The organism is Culturomica sp. (genome assembly GCF_003524185.1).
Classification (GTDB): domain Bacteria; phylum Bacteroidota; class Bacteroidia; order Bacteroidales; family Marinifilaceae; genus Culturomica; species Culturomica massiliensis.
The window spans coordinates 156,804-174,570 of record NZ_DOED01000014.1 but is presented as its reverse complement, the minus strand read 5'-3'; the positions used below and the strand labels follow the sequence as shown (position 1 = coordinate 174,570).

Here is a 17,767-nt window from a genome sequence, read left to right as displayed (position 1 = left end):
CTACTGAGCTAGCGAATCAGTCTATTTGCCTAATTGCGGGTGCAAATTTAGACAGATTTCCGAAGAATGCAAATAATACGTTCGTTTTTTATAAGATATTTTATGAGGATAAATTACAATTTACTCATAATCTGAATCCTATATCCAACCATTTTTTACGGTTTTGCTCATGAAAGTGTTTGCTCTTTCCTGAAAATGTCGTAACTTATATTCCGAAACTTCTAAATTCCGGTGTGATGTTACTTTATTACTATGAAAAAAAGGGGTTACTGGTGTTGTTGCTGCTTATCGTCGCTTTTATCGTCATTCCCCGCCAGATCAAACACAAAAAAACGGATGCCTTTTTGCTTCAAACTCCCCATTCGATAGCAGATTCTATCCGGATGACCTTCCCTGCAGAGCAAGAACCGATTGAACTGAATAGTGCCGATAGCACAACGTTGGTAGAAATCCGGGGTATCGGCCCTTATTACGCCGCCAAAATCATCCGCTATCGGGAACGGCTCGGCGGATATTACCGGACCGAACAATTGAAAGAGCTCCGGATGACCTACTTTAATGTCGATTCCTCCGCACACCTGTTTACTGTAAATCCCGGGCTTATCCGTAAAAAGGACTTAAATACACTGACATTCAAAGAAGTATTGAGACATCCGTATCTCGAATACGAAGATGTCAAGCTTATTTTCAATGCCAAAAACAAATACAAAAAAATAAGTATGGACACTTTGGAAAAAAGAAAAATACTACCCGTATATAAACTAAAAAAAATAAAACCTTATTTCATGTAATTTCTTATCTTTGTCCGAAGTCCGTATAAAACGTATTGAAAATCTTCAACGCTATGAAAAAAATCCTTATTATTTTCTCTGTCATCATCGGTATTTTTATTGTATTTTTATTACTGCTTCCCCTTTTCTTGCAAGGCAATATTTCAGAAATTATAGAAAAACAATCGGCAAAATACCTGAATGCAGAATTGCAAATCGAGGACATGCGTTTGAGTATGTTCAAAAGCTTTCCCGATTTGAATGTCCGGGTAAAAAATATCGTTCTATGCGGCAAAGGGGAATTTGAAGGCGATACGGTAGCGGCCATCAATACGTTCAATGCTTCTGTAAATGTAATGTCGCTCATAAAAGGCGAAGAAATTATCGTTAAAAAGATATACCTGAAAGATGCCCGGCTGAATCCGGAAATCGGGACATCCGGACAAAATAACTGGGACATTCTGATCCGTAAGACCACCGACACAACCGGTATAAAGAAAGCAGAATCTCCCAAAGAAAAGAAAGGCAAAAACGAAATACTTCATTTCAACGACATTCAAATCGAAAACCTTTCACTGAATTACACCGATATTCCGGGCGCGATACAAACGACTGTCGGACAATTGAATCTCAACCTGTCCGGAAATTTGAGTGCTGCCGAAACAATTTTAAAAATCGATTTACAAGTCAAGGATATTTTCTTCCGGCAGCAAAATACGGTATGGATCAGTCATTCCGATTTGCAATGGCAGGCTGAATTGGCTGCCGCATTGCAAGAACGGTCTTTCGACATCCAAAAGAATACGCTTGTTCTCAATGACCTCCGTCTGGATTTAAACGGTAAGGTAGCCCAGGCCGGAGACAAAACTCTGCTCGACTTACGTTTGAATACGCCGGACACCCGTTTTGAAAGCTTATTGGCGTTACTTCCCAAGACATATAAAGAGCAATTGTCAAAACTACAGACCAGCGGCAATTTCACCTTCGAACTGACCGCCAAAGGTGAATATTATAAAGATCATCTCCCGGCATTCGATCTGCATTTCAATATCGACAATGCCCGTGCCAAATATGAAGACTTACCGGAAGCGATAGAAAACATCAATATGGCACTGAATGTAAAAAATCCGGGAGGTCCTTCCGACTCTACGGATATCGATCTCCAAAAACTTTCTTTCACCCTCGGAGGCAATCCGTTTGACGTCCACCTGCAAATATCCGAATTAAACGATCCTCTGCTCAATGGAGGAGCGAAAGGCAGTATCGATTTCAACGATCTCAAAAAGGTTTTACCGTTACAAGGCGTAACCCTGGAAGGCTCGCTTCAGACCAGTCTGACCTTCCAAGGCCGGTATAAATACATCGAGCAAAAGCAATACGAAAAATTTACAGCCAAAGGAGATATACAAGTCAAAGATATATTTTATGCAAATACCGATTTCCCGAAAGGAATACATATTCCGACAGGAACGCTCCGGGTAACCCCGGCTGAATTGCACATCACCGATTTACAAGCCAAGGTTAACTCTTCGGACCTGAAACTCAAAGGTTATGTTTCAGGCTACCTTCCCTATATCTTAAAAAAAGAAACATTAAAAGGGAATTTCACCCTGTCTTCCAACCGCCTGGATCTGAATGAGTTTATAACCCCCAATACGCCGGTAAAAGACACGACGAATACCCAACCGAAAGGAGATGTCAAAAATGAGGCCCCGATTATTCCGGCGAATCTGCAATTGCAAATCAATACCGACGTAAATACCATACTTTTCGATAAGCTGAAAATCAGTAAAGTCAGGGGAAAAGTAAGTTTGGCTAATGCTTCTGCCATACTCGACAGATTGAGTATGAATCTGCTGGAAGGGAATATGGAAGTAAGCGGAAAATACACAACCGAAAAATACAGTTTTCCTCATTTCGACCTGCGGTTGAATGTCTCGGATCTCGACATACATTCTGCTTCCGAATCCTTTTCATTTGTCCGGAATAATTTGCCGATAACCATGAACTGTGAAGGAAAAATATCTTCCGTTCTCAACTTGTCTTCGGATTTGAGTATGGATATGTCCGTGCGTACCAATACCTTGAACGGATCGGGCTATATCGATTCCAAAGGTATTCTGATCAATGAGAATCCGGCTATGCTTAAGCTGGCCTCTGTGGTGAAAAATGACGAATTGAGCCGCTTATCCATCAGTTCTTTGAAAGTCGATTTTAAAATCGACCAGGGGAATATTACCATCGCGCCTTTCACGACCCGTTTAGCCGGTAACCCGGCCACGATTTGGGGTAGCCAAACAGTAGACGGGAAAATCGACTATACGATTTCCATGAATATCGACCGCAAATTTTTCGGCCAAGATATCGAAAATTTATTACGTTCGATACCGGGTTCCAAAAACATACAGAATCTGGATATAGACGCCAAAATCACAGGTACCTTAAACCGGCCACAGGTGCAACCCGATTTGTCGAAAGCCATCAACAAAGTAAGAAAGGCAGCTGAAAAAGATCTGAAAAATAAAGCCCTGAAAGGCTTGGAGAAATTATTTAAATAGTATCGAAACCCGGACGCAGGAACGTCCGGGCATAAGGAAACTGATAATCGACTTCTTTTTCCAATTGCTCCAATACGACCTTGATGTGTTGAATGTCAACTGCCAGGGGATGACAATATTTTTCAAGCACATTCCAGGCATCTACCGAGCGTATCACACAAATCAGGGCCACTTTAGCCGAACCGTTATATTCTTTCCCGGGCATTGCTTCAGCCACGGCATTGTCTTTCCGAAGGCAATCGAACAAAGCTTCCCGTATCTTCGGCTGGATCGTATCCAAATACCAATTGATAACCTCCAACGCTTCCTCCGTAATTTTCACTTCCTCGCTTCCTTCCTTCCAATCCTGCTCGTCCAGGAAACCGAAGATTTCATCCAGACATTCTTCTGCCAACACCTCATATAACTGGCAAATGTTGACAATATCGAAGGTCTCTATATAACTGTATTCATCTTCATCATCGCTGATCTCCGTCCCGAATTTATGCCACAAGCCTTCTTCTCTCAGCGGTTCCGCCAAATAAATATCCTCAATACCAACGCCCCGTTCTTTAGCTATATCTTGTACGACATCATAAGCCGAACGACATATATATTCCCAATAATTCCAAAAACTATCCCTCAAATGCATTACATTCCGTTCCGAATCCTCCCCCTCCCTTTCCTTGAATTTTTTTTCCATCGTATAACTGAGGCAATTCGCCTTATAACTGCATTTCTCACACCAACGATCGCAAAAATTATAAATTCCAGGAATAAAGCCGGAAACCGGATGATTATGTAATTTTTTTTTGGGCACAGTATATAAGATTTCGGTTAGGCAAAATGTAATAAATATCCCAATCTGTTTAGTTTTTATTTACATCTTAAAATTCAGTACAAAGATAGTCTATATGTGTATACGAACAAATTATAGCTATGCTTCTTTTACTAACCCCGATCTTTATGTATAAAAGGAATTGTAATATATTTACACGAATAAGGTTAACCGGCATAAATTAATTTACCGCTAAAATACATTTTCAAGCCTGTTTTATCGACAGGCTGATTCTCTTGCGGTCTTTATCTGCCTGTAATACTTTTACGGTTACATGCTGATGAAGGGTTATCACATCTGCCGGGTTAGCGATATAACGATCGGCAATTTCCGATATATGTACCAAACCGTCCTGTTTCACACCGACATCTACAAACACCCCGAAATTTGTTATATTCGTCACAATTCCGGGCAAGACCATCCCTTCCTGCAAATCCTCTATTTTCGTGATTCCCTCGGCAAAACTGAAAACCCGGGCCACCGAACGGGGATCGCGTCCCGGCTTTTTCAACTCGTCCAATATATCCTGTAAAGTCGGTAATCCGATTCGTTCATCCACATAACGTTTCAAATCAATCTTATCACACAATACACTATTACCGACCAGTTGTCCGACATTCACATTCAAATCACGGGCCATCTTTTCGACAACGGCATAAGACTCCGGATGCACAGAGGAATTATCCAACGGATTGGCGGCTCCTTCGATACGCAGGAAACCGGCACACTGTTCATAAGCCTTAGCTCCCATACGTTTCACTTTTTTTAATTCATTGCGACTACGGATAGCTCCGTTTTCCCGGATATAATTATCGATATTTTCAGCCAATACAGGTCCCAATCCGGAAATATGCATCAACAGGTATTTCCCTGCGGTGTTCACATTGACTCCGACCCGGTTTACACAGGATTCGACTACCCGGTTCAAACTCTCTTTCAATTTCGTCTGGTCGACATCGTGCTGATACTGACCGACACCTATCGATTTGGGGTCGATTTTCACCAACTCAGCCAAAGGATCCATCAGTCGGCGTCCGATAGATACGGCTCCCCTCACGGTAACGTCATATTCCGGAAATTCTTCCCGTGCAATGGAAGAGGCTGAATATACCGAGGCTCCGCTTTCACTCACCACGAATACCTGCAATTTACGATCGAACCGCAAACTCTGAATAAAAGTTTCCGTTTCCCGCCCTGCAGTACCGTTTCCAATCGCTATCGCCTGTATATCGTAAGTTTCCACCATATTGGTAATTTTCGCTGCCGCTTGTTTGTATTCTCCCCGGGGCGGATGAGGATATATGTTTTCATTATGCAGCAGGTGTCCTGTCTCATCCAGACAGACCACTTTACACCCGGTACGAAATCCGGGGTCTATGGCCAGAATACGCTTATTTCCCAAAGGCGGCGCCAGCAATAATTGTCTCAGATTTTCTGCAAATACCCGGATCGCTTCTTCATCGGCTTTCTGCTTCGAAAGGCTCAGGTATTCCGACTCGATGGAAGGAAAAAGTAAACGCTTATACCCGTCTTTCACAGCATCGGATACCTGTACAGCACTATCGTTACGACCTTTTACAAACAACCGGCCGATCGTATCGAGCAAAATTTCGTCATCTACAATCAAAGTCACTTTCAGTATCCCCTCGTTTTCCCCTCTCCGCATCGCCAGCATCCGGTGAGAAGGGCAACGCCTCAGCAATTCCGTATAATCGAAATAGTCACTGTATTTCTCTCCTTCACTCTCTTTTCCTTTTACCACTTTCGAACGGATATACGCCTCACGTTCTACTTGCCGGCGGGTAATGTTGCGGGCCCGCTCGTGTTCACTGACCCACTCTGCAATGATATCGCGGGCACCCTGTAAAGCCTCCGTTTCGGTTTTTACCTCTCCTTTTACAAAACGGCCGGCTTTCGCCACGACATCCCCGTTTTCCTGGCGCATCAGAATAGCGGCCAAAGGCTCCAGTCCCAAAGCCTTCGCTTTCGACGCCCGGGTTTGCTTTTTCGGCTTATAGGGTAAATAAATATCCTCTAACGTCCGCAATTCCCGGCATTCTTTAATCTGCTTTTCAAGTTGGGACGTCAGTTTTCCCTGCTGCCCGATCGTTTCCAAAACCGAAGTTTTCCGTTTTTCCAACTCCTTGTACTGTACATACCTCTCTTCTATCTCCCCGATACGGACCTCATCCATACTTCCTGTTCTTTCCTTACGATACCGGGCAATAAAAGGGATGGTAGCCCCTTCGTCCAGAAGCGCAAGTAAGTTACGGATATATTTAGCCTCCACACTTGTTTCCTCTGCAATAAAAATAACCGGGTCTATATAAAATTCTGCCATTTTAAATCGTTTTGCTATTGTTGTGATATCTGTGATCAAAGGGATCGTACTTTTCCAATAAAAATGTGTACAAAGATACAAGTTCTACGGTTTATTGCCTATCTTTACGGGGCTTAAAGTTCAGGCCGGCCTAAGAAGACCCCGGAAACAAAATTAAAATTTGCACAGATCTTATGATCCGGATAAAAAATATCACTAAAAATTACGGAGACCTCCAGGTATTGAAAGGGATAGACCTCACTGTCAATGAAAAAGAGATTGTTACGATTGTCGGCGCCAGCGGAGCTGGGAAAAGCACCCTACTACATATTATCGGAACACTGGATCTTCCGGACTCCGGTGAGCTATGGTTCGGAGAAACAAATATAGCTACCCTTTCTCCTGTCAGACTGGCTGCTTTCCGAAACCACAATATCGGTTTCGTATTCCAATTCCATCACTTACTTCCGGAGTTCACTGCCCTTGAGAATGTCTGTATTCCGGCCTGGATAAAAGGAACGGCCAAAAAGGAAGCTGAAAAAAAAGCCGGGGAATTATTGGAACTTATGGGGCTAAAAGATCGTATTGCACATAAACCCAATGAACTGTCGGGAGGAGAGCAACAACGGGTGTCCGTTGCCAGAGCCCTGATCAACAATCCGCAGGTGATCCTGGCCGACGAACCATCCGGTAATCTGGACTCGCAAACGAAAAACGACCTGCACCGGTTATTTTTTTCACTGAGGGATCAATTGGGTCAGACTTTTGTTATCGTAACCCACGACACGGGATTGGCAGAGATGTCCGACAGACAAATACGGCTGAAAGACGGCAAAATTGCATAAAGTTGAAAACATATTTAAAAAGCTAAAAATACGACTTGTACAACTATATTTTTAACCTTTATATTTTTAGTTTTTAGTTTTCCTTTTATCTTTGCGTGATTTTAAAGAATTTATTACAAAAAAATAGGAATTAAAAAAGAAAATTCATGAAGTATTCAAATGATCTTGATAAGGTAAGTTATTGCCTTGGGCTGAGCATCGCCAGCAACCTGATTTCTTCAGGAGTAGACACCATTAACGCAGAAGCATTCAACGATGCTATGTCTACGGTATTTGCAGGAAAAATGCCGGAAATCATTCCGGACGAAGCAAATAAAATTCTGCAGGATTATTTTGATAAACTTCAGAATAAAAAAGGAGAGGCAGCCCTGAAAGCCGGAGAAAAATTCCTGTCGGAGAACAAATCCAAAGAAGGAGTTGTAACCCTACCCAGCGGTTTGCAATACAAAATATTAAAAGAAGGCAACGGTCCGAAACCCAAAGCTTCGGATACGGTAAAATGCCATTATGAAGGCCGTTTGATAAACGGAGCTGTTTTCGATTCATCGATCCGGAGAGGCGAACCGGCAGAATTCCCGGTAAACGGCGTTATTGCCGGTTGGGTGGAAGCTTTACAACTGATGAATACAGGTTCCAAATGGCAATTGTATATTCCCTCCGAACTGGCTTACGGTGCCCGCGGAGCAGGACAGTCTATCGGTCCGAACGAAACGCTGGTTTTCGATGTCGAACTGTTGGACATCGTTTAACCGGGCAAGCAGAGATCTTTCCCAAAGTGGAAATTACCGAATAAAATAACCTATAATTTATAGTCTTAAATTTTTAAACAATGAATGCAAAAAATTTACTATTAGTACTTGCAGTAGGTACATGCATTTTATCGGGCTGTAACAGCGGCTCTATGACGTCTACCACTGCTACTTTAAAGACAGAAGCTGATACGGCTTGCTACTATATCGGTTACATGTACGGAACCGGTATTACACGTTCCGGTATTAAAGAACCGAACATGCAGGCTATCGTTGCCGGTATGAATACAGCTATCGAGAAAAAAGAGACCGGTGCCGATCAAATGCAAATGCAAATGTTTGTCAGCACATATCTGCAAAAAATGGCACAAAAAGTGGCTGAAGAAAACCTGACAAAAGGAGCTGAATTCATGAAGGAAAATGCCAAAAAATCAGGTGTAGATACCTTATCCGACGGCATTCAATACAAAGTGGTTAAAGAAGGCAACGGCCCGAAACCGGTAGCTACCGATATGGTAAAAGTACACTATAAGGGCACTTTGATCGACGGTACTGAATTCGATTCTTCCATCAAACGTAACGAACCGGCAGAATTCCGTCTGAATCAGGTTATCCCGGGCTGGACGAAAGCAATTCAGCAGATGCCTGTAGGATCTAAATGGATTCTTTATATTCCTTCGGATCAGGCTTACGGCCCAAGAGGTGCAGGCGGCGCTATCGGCCCGAACGAAACTCTGATTTTCGAAGTTGAATTACTTGATATCGTAAACCCGGATGCACAACAACCGGCTGCCGACAAAAAGTAATCTGACTACCAAATAAATAGCAGAGCTTGGGGGCAACCCCAGGCTTTGTTATTACATAAAACATCATTTACAGCATTTATTTTTTCCTTATGAATTACGAAATCAAGGGTAAACTCATTTTCAAAGAAGATACACAGCATATCAGTGAAAGATTCCAGAAAAGGGAATTTGTGATTGAGGTGGAAAATGAGAAAAATCCGCAATGGAACGACTTTATCAAAATCCAACTCATCCAGGACAGATGCGATCTATTGGAAAATATCGCTCTGAATGAAAATATAAAAGTATATTTCAATGTCCGCGGACGCAAGTGGGAAAATAAAGGTCAGGTCAGTTATTTCACAAATCTGGAAGGCTGGCGTATCGAAAAACTCCAGGAACAGACATCTGAAATGATGCCCCCGGTTCCGGAATATGCCGTCGAAGATATTCCGCCTATGCCGGAAGCCGACGACCTGCCATTTTAAAAAATAAAAATTGAAAGTGGAAAATTAATATTTCCCATTTTCAATTTCTTTACTGTTTCAGGCGGATTTCATCTTCAGCAATCTCGATTATCCCCTGCTTATAGAGTGCTCCGATAGCTTTCTTATAATTTTTCTTACTGCATCCGAAAAGATTGTAAATAATTTCCGGAGCACTTTTATCGGAAACATCCAACACACCGCCGTTGTCTTTTATCTTTTCCAGTATCTTAGCCGTCAGCTCATCACTTTGCCCGTAACCGGCCCGCTGTAAGGAGACATCGATTTTACCGTCCGGGCGCATCTCTTTAATGTATCCTTTCACTTTCTGACCGACACGTACCGGCTGAAAAATCTCATTACGGTATATCAAACCCCAATGGGCATTGTTAACAATTACACTGTATCCCAAATCGGAAGGGCGGGCGATCAGTAAATCAACTTCCTGTCCGACTTCATAAGCAGCCGGAGTGCGGTCCAGATATTTCTCAATCTTAGCCGTAGCAGCGATGCGATCACTTTCTTCATCGACATAAGCGTATACCAGATAGGTATTACCTTCCTTCATCCGTTCCCGCTGTTCCCGGAAAGGCACCAGCAAATCCTTCCGCAGTCCCCAATCCAGAAAAGCTCCGACAGAACTTGTCGCCACCACTTTCATGCAGGCAAATTCCCCGACAACGATATTCGGTATTTCCGTTGTCGCGATAACCCGGTCTTCGGAATCGAAATATATAAAAACTTTCAATTCGTCGTTCGGGAAACACTTTTCCGGCACATATTCCTTCGGCAACAGTATTTCGCCCCTATCCTCTCCATCCAGGTAGACTCCGAAATCAACAGCTTTGATCACTGTAAGTGTATTGTATTTTCCGATCTCAATCATAAATATTTATTTTATTCACAAAAGTAGTTCAAAAAATAGTTTTACACTTACAGTTCTCCTGCTAATTTCAAATTATTTAAAGGCTTTTTCCGACAAACCGGGTCCGTGAAGCTTCAATTTCTCGAAATACTCCGGCACCGGCCGGCCCATCAATTTGTCGACATACATCTTCGCAATGTACTGGGCAAGCATAAAACCGTGTCCGCGCATACCGACAAACAGCCCCAGTTCCGGATCTACAATATAACGCGGTTCGGTATAATAACCGGCCCATACGGCCTGTATCCCGACACCGGCCAAATCCGGAATCCATTCCACAAACATTTCGCTCACGATTTCCAGAAACGCTTTTGTATTCAGTTTTAAGTTCTTATCGATACGCATAGCATCCAGCTTCGGGGAAGCACAACCGATGATCTGTCCCGTATGGGCAATCTGTTGCCCGTATACGGCAGAAAATCCCTTATAGTCCTGACGATCGATGAGCATATCCAGATTAGCTCCGTTCTTCCCCAGCATCGGCAGACGGCGGGTAATAAAAGCCTGATGGCGCACCGGATATAAGCCAGCATCTATTCCCATGCTATCGCACAATTTTCCAGCTCCTCCTCCCAAGGCATTCACAAAATGCTCCGTACGGTATTCCACATATTTCTTATCATGTGTCAATACCAATACACTGGTGTATTTCCCTTCTTTCACCGCCTCTATCACCCGGCAATCCTCCATCACCGTACCTCCGGCCGCGATACCTATATTCCGGACCAGATCGACTACCTTACCGGGCGTCGCTTGCCAGCAATCATCGGTAATCAAAGCCGCCAGGTATTTTTTAGACCTGGGATTAAAATAAGGCGAGATCTCCTCCCGGAATTGCTTGGGAGCGACCATTTCTGCCTTAGACCAGGCTTTACTTGCCTCCAATGCCTTGTACGTTGCTTCATCGTGAGCAAAATTGATATATTTGATCGGACGATAATCGATATTCGACAGGTATTGCAACTCTTTGAAAATAGTGTGATTACGGGTGGCAATCTCAGCCAGTTCCGGAATAGAAAATGCCGTGCGTCCACCGCCGATATTACGCCAGGAAGACCCCCGGTCGGCATTTACCAATACCGGATTCATACCGGCTTCCGCCATATACCTGAACAAAGCACTTCCGGCAATACCGCCGCCGGCAATCAAAGCCCCGACTTCTATTTTTTTAAAACCTTCCCGGTTGGCCACCAGATAAACATTTCCTTTCTTAGCCGGGTGCAATTCCCCCAATGTCAACTGATTGGAAAGCGGTGCACGCGGCGTTGCATCTCCGGTCAACTCGATTCCCCGGCTTCTTAATGCCTGGCGCAAACGCGGAATACACCGTTTTCCGCGGCAAGGTCCCATTCCCAGATGAGTCGTATGCTTCACCTCGTCAATCGAAATAAACTTACGGTCGCCTATCATCTGCAATACTTCTTCCAGTTTCACATCATCACAATGGCAAATATAGGTTTCTCCCTTATCGTCCCGCAACAGAGGTTTTAAATCCAGCGGTTCCGGATAAGAGGTTTTAACGATAAAGCCCCGTACCAGGGTCAGTTCTTCTCCGTGTATCGATAAAGCCCTCACCCGGGCCACATTCGTCTTGTTCGGTTTGGATAATATTTTCTCAATGACTCCTTCTCCCAGTTTCTCTCCGTTATTGTTTACCAGAAATACTTCCTGTCCTTCCTGTGCTTCATACTCTATTGGCAAAAACAGCATATCTTTCTTTACATTGTATCCGAAGATCGCCAGTCCGGGACATTGATATACACATTCCATACAACCGATACACCGGTCGTAATCAACGATCGGCACCGCAGAAGTAGACGACTTGGTAATCGCTCCGTGCGGACACGCAAAGGAACAGGGGTTGCAGGCAAAGCCATAGAGACAATCAGCCTGTACAAATCCCCGGGCAAACATGCGTTCCGGCTCCGGTAAACGCGGCTCATCCAATATCCTGACAGGATGCTGCTGGGAATCGATGTATTCTTTGGAAAGCAACAAATAATCGTCGTAATTTACCCTCACTCCCAATTCCATCATGATCTGCATGGCCGTATGCCGGCCTTTCAACACAGCACTCGTCCCTTCCCCGATCCGGATGGCATCTCCGGCAGCAAAACATTGTCCGCCGAAAACTTCTTTCCCTTTTGCCCACAACTGATTATCCGGAATCAGCCCGGTACATATATTGATGACATCGATACCCCCTATGATTTTTTCTGTCCCCGGTACCGGTTTAAAATTCTCACAACGGGCAATCACAGCCCCTGTAATGCCATTGCGTGCCTTATTCGGAATGGCTTTTAAAAGAATATGGGAAGTCATAACCGGTATGGCCAGGCGACGTACCCGATTGGCCTGCACCGGAAAACCGCCTTCCTGCGGCATTGCTTCAACAATGGCTTTGACATGGGCGCCGGCCTGCATCAACTGGTAGGAGGTCAGATATCCGATATTTCCGGCCCCCACCGTCAACACATTTTTCCCCAGCAGGGTCATTTCATTGTTCATCATCTTCTGGACAACGGCAGCCGTGTATACGCCGGGCAGGTCGTCATTCTCAAAAGCCGGCATAAAAGGTACGGCTCCCGTAGCAACAACCAGGTAATCGGCATCGACAAAAAACACCTCCTCCGTATGCACATTCTTTACAGCCACTCTCTTCCCCTCCAACAAATCCCAAACGGTGGAATTCAGGTAAATACCTTCAGCATTGTCACCGGCCAGCGTTTTCGCAATATCGAATCCCCGCATCCCTCCGAATCTCTTTTCTTTTTCAAAAAAGAAAAACTGATGGGTTTGCATCGTAAACTGTCCGCCGATTTTATCGTTATTATCGATAACGATGTTGTCGACACCGTATTTATTAAATTCTTCCCGAACGGCCAGACCGGCAGGACCGGCCCCGACAATTACAACCGTCGTACGCAATATTTTCTTTTTTTCCGGCAATTCACGCTCCTTTTCTTTAGGCATAAAACGATCGGTAATCTCTTCTACTTCTTTCACCCCATCGACCTTCGTAATACATATTCGCCGGATTTTTCCGTCAACGAGCATTTCACATGCTCCGCATTTACCGATACCGCATTCCAGGGAACGCTCACGTCCGTCAAGACTATGACTATGCACAGGATAACCGGCCTGATGGAGAGCCGCTGCTATTGTATAACCACTTTCAGCTTCAATTTTTTTGCCACGATATACAAAAGTGACTTTACTCCGGACAGGTACGTCCAATATCGGATGATGTTGTATTTTAGACATAAGTTCGTATTTTATTAAGGTTATTTAGATTTGGGTAAACTTATATATTAAAAACAAAAAAAAAGCTGACAATTGTCAACTTTTCATTTTCCGGAATATGCTCTTCAGCATTTCCTGCCCCGATTTCTACACCGGGATCAAATCATCCGTTCAAATACAAAACTTCCTTCTATGCCTTGCAAATCTACACTGATCCCTTTTACCGTACAATCGTCAACCAATAAGCCAAACCACGAGTCGAGCTTGTACTCGATAACCGTATTGGCATGAATAATATCCACTTCTACAGCTTGTAGCTTGACCTTACGGTCTTCGATCTCACCGATCAGGAACTCCTGCACCATCAGTTCATCTTCTTCACCCGTATTATCCATAAAAACGATACGGCCCGAAAGCTTTTCTTCCTCCTGTTTGAGGACAACCTCCCCTTCTGCCGTCCCGTAGCCGTAATTTTCCCTGTATCTCCATTTACCGGTTAAATCCATATATCTTCCTGCTATTGTCGGTATATTATTCTTCTGTCCGTTTGGCTTCCTGCCAATACGCCTCCATTTCCTCCAGATTCATATCGGCCAGCTTTTTTCCGGCTGCATTGGCTTTATCTTCTACATAAGAGAAGCGTTTAATAAACTTACGATTTGTCTTTTCCAGCGCATTTTCGGGATTAAGGCCGTACAAACGGGCGGCATTGATCACCGCAAACATAAAATCTCCCAGTTCCTCCTCCATTTTCTCCTTGTCTCCTTTCCGAAGCTCTTCTTCAAACTCTCCCAGTTCTTCCCGAACCTTGTCCCACACATCTTCTTTCTGTTTCCAGTCGAATCCGACACCCCTGACCTTATCCTGTATCCGGTAAGCTTTGACCAAAGCCGGTAAAGAAACCGGTACGCCCTCCAATACTTTGTGCTTCCGTCCCTTTTCCTTCAACTTCAACTGTTCCCAATTCCGCAATACGTCCTGCTCGTCTTTTACCTGAATATCTCCGTATATATGCGGATGACGGTAGCGCAATTTATCACAGATCGCCGTCAATACGCCGGCCATGTCAAACTCCCCCTGCTCTTCTGCCAAGCGGGCATAAAATACAAGGTGCATAATCAAATCCCCCAATTCTTTTTTTACCTCCTGCATATCCTTGGCCAAAATAGCATCCCCCAACTCGTAAACTTCTTCTATCGTCAGGCTACGCAAAGATTCCAACGTCTGTTTTTTATCCCAGGGGCACTTCTCCCGCAAGGTCTCTATGATTTCTATCAAATCGGCAAAAGCCGCTTTTTTCTGCTCTAAATTATTCATAAACCTAACATTCTCCATCAGTTAGCCGGTCAATACAACAAAGCACGGAAATCTTTATCCCTCAATCGACAATCCTATATTGATTTTTATTAATTTGCACCTGCAAAAATAAAGGTTTTATCTGAAGTTTCATGATCGAGCAAAGAATAAGTATCGGAAATATAGATCCCATTGATTTTTATGGTGTTGGCAACACAAAATTCAATTTACTGAAAGAATTTTTTCCAAAATTAAAAATTACGGCAAGAGGAGACGAGATCATCATACAGGGAGAAGAGAGCGATATAGAAATTCTTCATTCCAAAATTACGGCACTTCTGGAGCATTACCACCGGTACAATATGTTGACGGTGGCAAACTTAAAACGCATTTTACTGGAAGACAACGTACTGGAAAATCCGGAAGACCTGGCATCCGTTATCCTGTTCGGGAATTCAGGCAAAGCCATACGGGCACGCACTCCCAACCAACGCAAATTAGTTGAATTGGCCCGGGACAACGACCTGCTGTTCGCAACCGGACCGGCAGGTTCCGGAAAGACATATACGGCCATAGCACTGGCAGTAAAGGCATTGCGTAACCGGGAAGTAAAACGCATCATACTCAGCCGGCCGGCAGTGGAAGCCGGCGAAAGCCTGGGCTTTTTACCGGGAGACCTGAAAGAAAAAGTAGATCCGTATCTGCAACCCTTATACGATGCGCTCTCGGATATGATCCCACCGAAGAAACTGGAAGATTATCTGGCGACAGACATTATACAGATCGCCCCTCTGGCTTATATGCGGGGACGGACACTAAACGATGCCTTCGTTATCCTGGACGAAGCACAGAATACCACCCGCAACCAATTGAAAATGTTCCTGACCCGTATGGGTGTCAGTGCCAAATTCGTCATCACCGGCGATATGAGTCAGATCGACCTGCCCCGAAAAAGCGATTCAGGCCTGACACATGCTTTTAAAATCCTGCATAAAATCAGAGGAATTGCTTTTGTAGAGTTCGATGCAGGAGATATCATACGCCACCGTCTGGTCAAGGAGATCGTAAAAGCATACGAAAAAGAAGGCGAGAAAGAGGAAAAGAAAAAAGAAAGACAGGATTGAACGCTGGATTACTGAAACATCACATTTTCAACACCTTGTATTAAACATACCGGTTGAAGAAAAAACCGCAATTCCGGAAACCGAAGTAAAGAATTTTACTTAATTTTGTCTCAATTATATCATTAACAATAATCAGCAAATAAGCATGGAAGCTATTGTAAAAACCGATTTTCACTTTCCCGGCCAAAAAAGCGTTTATAAAGGGAAGGTACGCGATGTGTATAACATCAAGGACGAATATTTAGTTATGTTGGTTTCCGACCGGATATCGGCATTCGACGTCGTTCTTCCGAAAGGTATTCCTTACAAAGGTCAGGTATTGAATCAGATTGCCTCCAAATTTCTGGATGCAACGGCCGATATCGTTCCGAACTGGAAAATCGCAACGCCCGACCCGATGGTTACAATAGGTCACAAATGCGAACCGTTCAAAGTAGAAATGGTTATCCGGGGTTATCTGACCGGTAGTTCCTGGCGCTTGTACAAAGAAGGCGGACGCGACCTTTGCGGGCATCCCCTGCCGGAAGGAATGAAAGAGAATCAGAAGTTCCCGGTTCCGCTGATCACCCCGACGACAAAAGCTGACGAAGGTCACGACGAAAATATATCCAAAGAAGAAATCATCGCCCAGGGATTGGTCAGCCGTGAAGATTACGAATTATTGGAAAAATATACGATGGCCTTATTTGAGAGAGGTACTCAGATGGCTGCCGAAAAAGGACTGATCTTAGTCGATACCAAATACGAATTCGGTAAAAAAGACGGTAAAATTTACCTGATCGACGAAATTCATACACCGGATTCCTCCCGTTATTTCTATGCCGAAGGTTATGAAGCACGGTTTGAAAAAGGAGAAAAGCAAAAACAACTCTCCAAAGAGTTCGTACGTGAATGGCTGATGGACAACGGCTTCCAGGGCAAAGAAGGCCAGCAAGTGCCTGAAATGACCCCCGAAATCATCGCCGGTATCACCGACCGCTACATCGAACTGTACGAAAACATCACCGGGGAAAAATTCGTCAAAGGCGAAGGCACCAACGTCCTCCAACGCATCGAAACCAACGTCGACAATTACCTGAAAAGCTTATAATACAGATGTATATTTTAAAATACTCCGTATCGTTTTCAAACGGTACGGAGATTTTTATTCGTTTGTTTTTCCATTCTCCGATTTAAAGCTTATCTCTATCCGTCATAAAGGTATAAGCCGTTTGTTCCCGGAGCCTGCCAAACATTTACATTACCTGTCGGACTTACGGCTGCCGGATCCAGATTGGCAACAGGAAAAGTGGCAGCAGCAGCCCACGCAGGATCATTTATAACCGGATGTACGGCATTCAAACCATTAGCCGGCATATTCGCCAGGTGGGTTGCTATTTGCGCCGCCCCAGCCACCACCTGCCCTGCCGGTTTTATTTCCCCGACAGACCTGATAAATCCTAATCCCGGAGTTCTCAGACTTAAATCGGGAATTTGTCCTGTCGGTGTAGGTATCTCAACTCCTTTAATCCATGTCGGATGAGCCGGATTCGGATGTCCATTCACCAGATAATCGGCCTCCAATATCCCATGAATATGAGTACCGATAGCCATCGCACTCCCAATATTCGGACAATTTATATTCCCAAGTACAGCTCTTTGGATAGCACGATTGTCCAAAGAATTATTTACTCCAAAATTTTTAGCCGGCTCATTCACCTCTTTAAGCTGAGCCAAAACAATAGCAGGGGAAAGCTTATTCACTGATTGCGCTCTACGACTACCAACATGTAACCGTTGAATAGTACGAGAAACTTTTTTCCGATACACTTTTTCCGCTTTCATGACCTGAAATATTTACTATTACTATT

The 17,767-nt window shown here is 44.0% G+C and carries 15 protein-coding genes; 8 read left to right on the top strand and 7 right to left on the bottom strand.

Going from position 1 to position 17,767, the window contains the following annotated elements:
• The first annotated feature begins 236 nt into the window (after window positions 1-236).
• Both DD657_RS06380 and DD657_RS06375 read left to right on the top strand, forming a co-directional pair.
• Window positions 237-791, top strand: coding sequence for a ComEA family DNA-binding protein (locus DD657_RS06380; protein WP_068689099.1), 555 nt, complete (start codon window positions 237-239; stop codon window positions 789-791).
• Between the two features lie 53 nt (window positions 792-844).
• Window positions 845-3,328 (top strand): AsmA-like C-terminal region-containing protein, encoded by a 2,484-nt coding sequence (locus DD657_RS06375; protein WP_287049078.1) that lies wholly within the window; start codon window positions 845-847, stop codon window positions 3,326-3,328.
• Here DD657_RS06375 and DD657_RS06370 read toward each other — a convergent pair.
• On the bottom strand, window positions 3,321-4,010 hold the full coding sequence (locus tag DD657_RS06370; protein WP_021987297.1) for a hypothetical protein: 690 nt from the start codon (window positions 4,008-4,010) through the stop codon (window positions 3,321-3,323). The two genes, DD657_RS06375 and DD657_RS06370, sit on opposite strands and share 8 nt — an antisense overlap.
• A 340-nt stretch (window positions 4,011-4,350) precedes the next feature.
• Window positions 4,351-6,486: a Tex family protein gene (locus tag DD657_RS06365; RefSeq protein ID WP_287049076.1), complete on the bottom strand. Its 2,136-nt coding sequence runs from the start codon at window positions 6,484-6,486 to the stop codon at window positions 4,351-4,353.
• Window positions 6,487-6,659: 173 nt separating this feature from the next.
• On the opposite strand from DD657_RS06365, the gene DD657_RS06360 reads away from it, so the two are divergent.
• From DD657_RS06360 to DD657_RS06345, 4 genes are all read left to right on the top strand, one after another.
• Entirely contained in the window at window positions 6,660-7,310 is a 651-nt protein-coding gene (locus tag DD657_RS06360; protein WP_021987295.1) for an ABC transporter ATP-binding protein, read from the top strand.
• A gap of 146 nt (window positions 7,311-7,456) precedes the next feature.
• The gene (gene bamJ / locus DD657_RS06355) at window positions 7,457-8,059 is read left to right on the top strand and encodes a BamJ family beta-barrel-assembly machinery protein (protein ID WP_021987294.1); all 603 of its coding nucleotides are present in this window, start codon (window positions 7,457-7,459) and stop codon (window positions 8,057-8,059) included.
• 80 nt (window positions 8,060-8,139) lie between these two features.
• Window positions 8,140-8,865: a BamJ family beta-barrel-assembly machinery protein gene (gene bamJ, locus DD657_RS06350; protein ID WP_082989208.1), complete on the top strand. Its 726-nt coding sequence runs from the start codon at window positions 8,140-8,142 to the stop codon at window positions 8,863-8,865.
• Window positions 8,866-8,954: 89 nt separating this feature from the next.
• Window positions 8,955-9,332, top strand: a complete 378-nt coding sequence (locus tag DD657_RS06345) for a DUF3127 domain-containing protein (RefSeq protein WP_021987292.1) — start codon at window positions 8,955-8,957, stop codon at window positions 9,330-9,332.
• 49 nt (window positions 9,333-9,381) lie between these two features.
• Here DD657_RS06345 and DD657_RS06340 read toward each other — a convergent pair whose 3' ends face one another.
• The 4 genes from DD657_RS06340 to mazG form a co-directional block, all read right to left on the bottom strand.
• On the bottom strand, window positions 9,382-10,215 hold the full coding sequence (locus DD657_RS06340; protein ID WP_021987291.1) for a CvfB family protein: 834 nt from the start codon (window positions 10,213-10,215) through the stop codon (window positions 9,382-9,384).
• A 72-nt stretch (window positions 10,216-10,287) separates the two neighbouring features.
• Window positions 10,288-13,518, bottom strand: coding sequence for an FAD-dependent oxidoreductase (locus DD657_RS06335; RefSeq protein WP_021987290.1), 3,231 nt, complete (start codon window positions 13,516-13,518; stop codon window positions 10,288-10,290).
• Window positions 13,519-13,655: 137 nt separating this feature from the next.
• The gene (locus tag DD657_RS06330) at window positions 13,656-14,003 is read right to left on the bottom strand and encodes a hypothetical protein (protein WP_021987289.1); all 348 of its coding nucleotides are present in this window, start codon (window positions 14,001-14,003) and stop codon (window positions 13,656-13,658) included.
• Window positions 14,004-14,028: 25 nt separating this feature from the next.
• A complete protein-coding gene (gene mazG, locus DD657_RS06325; RefSeq protein WP_118773289.1) occupies window positions 14,029-14,814 on the bottom strand; it encodes a nucleoside triphosphate pyrophosphohydrolase in 786 nt (261 codons plus the stop codon).
• A gap of 131 nt (window positions 14,815-14,945) precedes the next feature.
• Here mazG and DD657_RS06320 point away from each other — a divergent pair, with 131 nt between their 5' ends.
• Together DD657_RS06320 and DD657_RS06315 are read left to right on the top strand one after the other, a co-directional pair.
• Entirely contained in the window at window positions 14,946-15,917 is a 972-nt protein-coding gene (locus DD657_RS06320) for a PhoH family protein (protein WP_118773288.1), read from the top strand.
• Between the two features lie 145 nt (window positions 15,918-16,062).
• Complete coding sequence (locus tag DD657_RS06315) at window positions 16,063-17,007, top strand: phosphoribosylaminoimidazolesuccinocarboxamide synthase (protein ID WP_021987286.1); 945 nt, start codon at window positions 16,063-16,065, stop codon at window positions 17,005-17,007.
• 95 nt (window positions 17,008-17,102) lie between these two features.
• On the opposite strand, the gene DD657_RS06310 is transcribed toward DD657_RS06315, so the two are convergent.
• Window positions 17,103-17,741, bottom strand: a complete 639-nt coding sequence (locus tag DD657_RS06310; protein WP_287049070.1) for a hypothetical protein — start codon at window positions 17,739-17,741, stop codon at window positions 17,103-17,105.
• Window positions 17,742-17,767: the final 26 nt, after the last annotated feature.

Bases quoted from the DNA above. Each gene is read 5' to 3' on its own strand.
- DD657_RS06380 (WP_068689099.1), top strand. From the start codon at position 237: ATGTTACTTTATTACTATGAAAAAAAGGGGTTACTGGTGTTGTTGCTG.
- DD657_RS06375 (WP_287049078.1), top strand. From the start codon at position 845: ATGAAAAAAATCCTTATTATTTTCTCTGTCATCATCGGTATTTTTATT.
- DD657_RS06370 (WP_021987297.1), bottom strand. From the start codon at position 4,010: ATGGAAAAAAAATTCAAGGAAAGGGAGGGGGAGGATTCGGAACGGAAT.
- DD657_RS06365 (WP_287049076.1), bottom strand. From the start codon at position 6,486: ATGGCAGAATTTTATATAGACCCGGTTATTTTTATTGCAGAGGAAACA.
- DD657_RS06360 (WP_021987295.1), top strand. From the start codon at position 6,660: ATGATCCGGATAAAAAATATCACTAAAAATTACGGAGACCTCCAGGTA.
- bamJ (WP_021987294.1), top strand. From the start codon at position 7,457: ATGAAGTATTCAAATGATCTTGATAAGGTAAGTTATTGCCTTGGGCTG.
- bamJ (WP_082989208.1), top strand. From the start codon at position 8,140: ATGAATGCAAAAAATTTACTATTAGTACTTGCAGTAGGTACATGCATT.
- DD657_RS06345 (WP_021987292.1), top strand. From the start codon at position 8,955: ATGAATTACGAAATCAAGGGTAAACTCATTTTCAAAGAAGATACACAG.
- DD657_RS06340 (WP_021987291.1), bottom strand. From the start codon at position 10,215: ATGATTGAGATCGGAAAATACAATACACTTACAGTGATCAAAGCTGTT.
- DD657_RS06335 (WP_021987290.1), bottom strand. From the start codon at position 13,518: ATGTCTAAAATACAACATCATCCGATATTGGACGTACCTGTCCGGAGT.
- DD657_RS06330 (WP_021987289.1), bottom strand. From the start codon at position 14,003: ATGGATTTAACCGGTAAATGGAGATACAGGGAAAATTACGGCTACGGG.
- mazG (WP_118773289.1), bottom strand. From the start codon at position 14,814: ATGAATAATTTAGAGCAGAAAAAAGCGGCTTTTGCCGATTTGATAGAA.
- DD657_RS06320 (WP_118773288.1), top strand. From the start codon at position 14,946: ATGATCGAGCAAAGAATAAGTATCGGAAATATAGATCCCATTGATTTT.
- DD657_RS06315 (WP_021987286.1), top strand. From the start codon at position 16,063: ATGGAAGCTATTGTAAAAACCGATTTTCACTTTCCCGGCCAAAAAAGC.
- DD657_RS06310 (WP_287049070.1), bottom strand. From the start codon at position 17,741: ATGAAAGCGGAAAAAGTGTATCGGAAAAAAGTTTCTCGTACTATTCAA.